5 protein-coding genes and 1 pseudogene are annotated in these 4,665 nt (G+C 67.9%); all 6 read left to right on the forward strand.

Annotated features, from left to right (window positions below; translation table 11 throughout):
- Positions 1–270 (forward strand): annotated as a pseudogene (locus ACIQ47_RS16335) (hypothetical protein); the annotation flags it as partial.
- A 47-nt stretch (positions 271–317) separates the two neighbouring features.
- Positions 318–1,307: a type II secretion system minor pseudopilin GspK gene (gene gspK / locus ACIQ47_RS16340; RefSeq protein ID WP_396439085.1), complete on the forward strand. Its 990-nt coding sequence runs from the start codon at positions 318–320 to the stop codon at positions 1,305–1,307.
- Positions 1,308–1,314: 7 nt separating this feature from the next.
- The gene (gene gspL, locus ACIQ47_RS16345) at positions 1,315–2,574 is read left to right on the forward strand and encodes a type II secretion system protein GspL (protein ID WP_396439086.1); all 1,260 of its coding nucleotides are present in this window, start codon (positions 1,315–1,317) and stop codon (positions 2,572–2,574) included.
- Entirely contained in the window at positions 2,571–3,095 is a 525-nt protein-coding gene (gspM, locus tag ACIQ47_RS16350) for a type II secretion system protein GspM (protein ID WP_396439087.1), read from the forward strand. The genes gspL and gspM overlap by 4 nt, the downstream gene beginning before the upstream one ends.
- Positions 3,096–3,100: 5 nt before the next feature.
- Positions 3,101–3,922 (forward strand): type II secretion system protein N, encoded by an 822-nt coding sequence (gene gspN / locus ACIQ47_RS16355; protein WP_396439088.1) that lies wholly within the window; start codon positions 3,101–3,103, stop codon positions 3,920–3,922.
- 66 nt (positions 3,923–3,988) lie between these two features.
- Positions 3,989–4,665 (forward strand): secretin N-terminal domain-containing protein (locus ACIQ47_RS16360; RefSeq protein ID WP_396439089.1); only part of this gene is annotated, 677 nt, incomplete at its 3' end.

The following is a 4,665-nucleotide window of genomic DNA, read 5'->3' on the forward strand; positions in this document are numbered from 1 at the left end:
GCCGGCCAGATCCAGATTCACCCCTTGTCGGGCTGGCAGCTGTTTGTGCACCGGGGCGGCAGCTGGACCAATCCTTTGTCGAGCGCTGCCGTCACCTCTGGCACACCCGGCAGCCCCAACACAAACTCGAACCCAAATTCGAACGCAAATGCCAGCGCCACCACCCCCGACGGCGTGCGTCTGGTGCTGAGCCTGCCCCCCGGCCCCACAGGCTCGGGCACGCTCACCCTGGACTGGGTGCGCCCCACCTTGTCGGGAGCGCCATCGTGATGCCCCCCGCAATAAGCCCCTTAGTGTTCCCCTTTATGCGCCCCCTTATGCGCACCCAACAGCGCCAGCGCGGTGCGGCCTTGCTCACCGCCATGCTCACCGTGGCCCTGGTGGCCACGCTGGCCAGCGCCGCGCTGTGGCAGCAGTGGCGGCAAGTCGAAATCGAGATCGCCGAGCGAGGGCGCAGCCAGACCGCCTGGATGATGACGGGGGCACTCGACTGGACGCGGTTGATCCTGCGCGAAGACGCGATGTCGGCGCAAAGCGCTGCCGCAGACCATCTGGGTGAACCTTGGGCCTTGCCGGTACAGGAATCCAAACTGTCGACCTTCCTGTCGCAAGACCAGCAGTGGCGCGAAGGCGATGCCGAGGTCTTTTTGTCAGGCCAGATCACCGACGCGCAATCGCGCATGAACGTGATGAACCTGCTCCAAGACGGGCAAATTTCTGCCCCCGCGCTGGCCCGCTTTGCCGCCTTGTTCCAGCGCCTGGGCCTGCCGCTGGGCGAACTGCAAACCCTGGCCCAGCAGCTCCAGGCCAGCTTGCAGGCCAGCAGGGTCAACTTGGCCAGCACAAACCCGGGCACCAACATCCCGGGCGCAGCCCCCTTGCTGCCCCAACAAACCGCGCAACTGGTCTGGCTGGGCCTGAGCCCCGGCACGCTGACCGCCTTGCAGGCGCACATCACCATGCTGCCCGAGGCCACGCCCGTGAACCTGAACACCGCCTCGGCCGAAGTGCTCTCGGCCGTGCTGCCCGGGCTGGACCTGGCCTCGGCCCGGCAAGCCGTAAGCCAGCGCCAACGCGGGCACTGGGCCAGCCTGAACGCCGCACAAGAAGCCCTGGGGCCAAGCGGTCGACTGTTGGACGACAAACAACACAGCGTGCAAAGCCGTTACTTTGAAGTGCAGGGGCGCATGCGCATCGACAATGTGGTGCAGCAAGAGACCGCGCTGGTGCAGCGCGAAGGCGGCCAGGTGCGCATGCTCTGGCGTGTGCGCAGCCCCCAGTTGCATCTTGATGCCCCTCTACAATGATCTGTACATGCGCACCCTGATCATCCAACTGCCGCCGGGCCCGCCCAGCCCCAGCTTGGCCTACCCCCATGCCCGGGTCGAGGCCGAGCCCGGCACTCGCCCGCTCGCTTTGCAGTGGGCGGCGGCCGCTTTGTTGCCTGCTGCCGATCGCCAAACCGAAACCGTGGCCCTGGTGCCCGCTGCGGCGCTGTCGTGGCACCGCGTCGAGCTGCCCGCAGGTCTGCACAAACAAGTCCAGCGCGTGCAAGCGGCCTTGCAAGGTTTGCTGGAAGACCGTCTGCTGGACGACCCCGAGCAAGTGCATTTGGCCTTGCAAACTGACTGGGCCAACACCCCCCGCCCTTGGGTGGCTGCGTGCGACCGCGCCTGGCTGAGCGCCCACCTGCAAGCCCTCGAACAAGCGGGTTTGCCCGTGCACCGCATCGTGCCCGAACTCTCGCCAGGCACAACCGCCAGCCCCGTGCAGCTCACGGCCCTGGGCGATGCCGACACCGGCTGGCTGTGGGTCAGCCACCCCGAGCGCGGCGTCTGGGGCCAGCCCTGGTCTGCCCTGCGCCCAGCCGGATTGGCGGCCCATGAACGGCTGGGACTGTCCGAGCCCGAGCGGGCCTCGGCCGCGCTGCTGGCCGAACCCGGGGCTGTGGCCTTGGCCACGGAACTGCTGGGCTCTGGGGTGCGACTCATGCCCCCGGCCCAGCACTGGCTGGCCGCCCTGGCCGGTGATTGGGACTTGGCCCAATTTGAGCTGCGCGCCAACGCCCGAAGCCGCCAACTGAAAAACTGGCAACGTACCGCCAGCAGCCTGTGGCACAGCCCCGCCTGGCGGCCAGCACGCTGGGGCTTTTGGCTGTTGCTCGCCGCGCAATTGGTGGGCCTGAACGCCTGGGCCTGGAAAACCCGCGCCGACTGGCAAGCCCAGCAAAGCAGCTGGGCCCAGGTGCTGCGCGAAACCTTCCCGAAAACCAGCTTGGTGGTCGATGCGCCGCTGCAAATGGGCCAACAGGTCGAACGCCTGCGCCAAGGCTCGGGCCAACTCGGCGCGGGCGACCTCGAAGCCATGCTGACCGCGCTGGGCCAAGCCCTGCCGCCCGGGCTAGCCGCGCCGCGCCAATGGGCTTACCAAACGGGCCAGATGCGCCTGCAAGAGTTTCAGCCCGATGCCGCCCAGCAGCAAGCCTTGCAGCAAAGCCTGAGCGCCCTGGGCTACGCTTGGCGCGCCCAAGGCGACGGCTGGTTGATGAGCACCCAAGCGCAGGCCAAGCCATGAACCTGCAAACCCTGACCGCAACCGTGCGCAGCGGCTGGCAAGCCGCCTGGGCTCGGCGCAGCCCGCGTGAAAAACAGTTGCTCGGCATGGGCGTCTGGGTGCTCGGCCTGGCCGCGCTGTGGATGCTGGCCCTGGCCCCGGCGCTGCGCACCTGGCAAGAGGCACCGGCCCGCCAGGCCCTGCTCGATGCCCAAAGCCAGCGCATGCGCCAGCTGCAAGCGCAAGCCCAGAGCCTGCAAAAGCCTGTGGCCCACTCCGGCCCCGATGCCGCCCAGTGGCTGGAGAAAAGCCTGGCGGAACTCGGCCCCAATGCGCGCATCAGCCTGCAGGGTGAAACCGCCACCCTGAGCCTGCAAGCCGCCCCGGCCGCCGCACTGGCCCGCTGGCTGAGCCAAGCGCGTGACAACGCCCAGGCTTTGCCCACCCAAGCCCAGCTGCAGCACGCCAGCCCCCCCGGCCCGGACAGCTTGGATGCCACCTGGCGCGGCAGCCTGGTGCTGCGTTTGCCGTCCAATCCATGAACGCCATGAAAACCCCTCGTCGAACCAGCGCAAGCCCGGTCAGTCCGGTGCGTGCGCCCTGGTCTTTGGCCTGGCTCGGCGCACTCTTGGGCCTGGGTCTGGCGCTGCTGATGTGGGCCCCTGCCCGCTGGCTGGCTTGGGGCGTGGCAGAGGCCAGCCAAGGCCAGGTGCAATGGCTCAACCCCCGGGGCACGGTCTGGCAAGGCTCGGCCCAACTGCTGCTCAGCGGCGGCCCGGGCAGCCGCCAGCCGCAGGCCCTGCCTGGTCGGCTGCACTGGACCTTGTCACCGGCTTGGGCCGGCCTGCGCTTGGGTTGGCGGGCTGACTGCTGCATGACGCAGGCCGCCAGCTTGCAAGCCGCTCTGGGCTGGAACACCCTGCACCTGCAAGCCAGCGACCACCAGTCGACCTGGCCGGCCGCCCTGCTCACGGGCTTGGGCGCACCCTGGAACACGCTGCAGGCCGAAGGCCAATTGCAGCTGCGCACCGAAGCGCTGCAACTGCACTGGGCGCAAGGCCGTCTGCAAATGCAGGGCCTGCTGGAGCTGAGCCTGCAAGGCATGTCTTCGCGACTGAGCCCCGTCAAGCCCATGGGCAGCTACCGCATCGCCTTGACCGGAACGCCCGAAGGCACGCCCACACCGGGCTTGGCCCTGAGCACGCTGCAAGGCCCCTTGCTGCTGTCGGGCCAAGGCCAATGGGTGGGCCAGCGCCTGCGCTTCACCGGAGAAGCCAGTGCGGCCGAAGGCCAAGAGGCCGCGTTTGATAATTTGCTCAACATCCTGGGCCGCCGCCAAGGCGCGCGCAGTTTGCTGTCTTTGGGATGAACCCGGCTCATCCCCCCTTTGTACACACCTCAACCATTGCACCCACCGATTCAAGACCTCCACACCATGAACGACTTTGCTCACATGCACCCCTTGAACCGTGCCCGCTGGCCTCGCAGCGCTTTGGCCATGGCTTGCCTCGCGGCCCTGGGCTGGATCGCGCCCGGGGTGTATGCCCAAAGCACGGACAAACCCGCGGCCAACCCGGCGGTCAATCCGATCGCGAACCCGCCCGCGCTCAAGGCGCCGCGCCGTGAACCCGTCACGCTCAATTTTGTGAACGCTGAGATCGAGGCCGTGGCCCGCACCCTGGCCACCTTGTCGGGTGCGAACGTGGTGGTAGACCCCCGCGTCAAAGGCACGATGTCCCTCTCCAGCACCGTGCCCGTGCCCCCGGCACAAGCCCTGCGGCTGTTCTCTGCGCAGTTGCGCACTCAGGGCTTTGCGCTGGTGGAGTCGTCCGGGCTCTACACCGTAGTGCCCGAGGCCGAAGCCAAGCTGCAAAGCAGCGCCGTGTCGGCCGGGGCCGTGCCCGCCGGGACCGGGCAAATCGTGACGCAAATCTTCAAACTCAACCACGAAAACGTGAACAACCTGGTGCCGGTGCTGCGCCCCTTGATCAGCCCCAACAACACCATCAACGTCAACCCCGGCACCAACGCGCTGGTGATCACCGACTACAGCGACAACCTGCAGCGCCTGGGCCGCATCATTGCGGCGCTCGACGTGTCCAACGCCACAGG

Source organism: Limnohabitans sp. (genome assembly GCF_044373035.1).
In the GTDB taxonomy this organism is placed as follows: domain Bacteria; phylum Pseudomonadota; class Gammaproteobacteria; order Burkholderiales; family Burkholderiaceae_C; genus Limnohabitans_A.

What these genes read in the sequence shown, in the direction of transcription:
- gspK (WP_396439085.1), top strand. Translation starts at nt 318, where the DNA reads ATGCGCACCCAACAGCGCCAGCGCGGTGCGGCCTTGCTCACCGCCATG.
- gspL (WP_396439086.1), top strand. Translation starts at nt 1,315, where the DNA reads ATGCGCACCCTGATCATCCAACTGCCGCCGGGCCCGCCCAGCCCCAGC.
- gspM (WP_396439087.1), top strand. Translation starts at nt 2,571, where the DNA reads ATGAACCTGCAAACCCTGACCGCAACCGTGCGCAGCGGCTGGCAAGCC.
- gspN (WP_396439088.1), top strand. Translation starts at nt 3,101, where the DNA reads ATGAAAACCCCTCGTCGAACCAGCGCAAGCCCGGTCAGTCCGGTGCGT.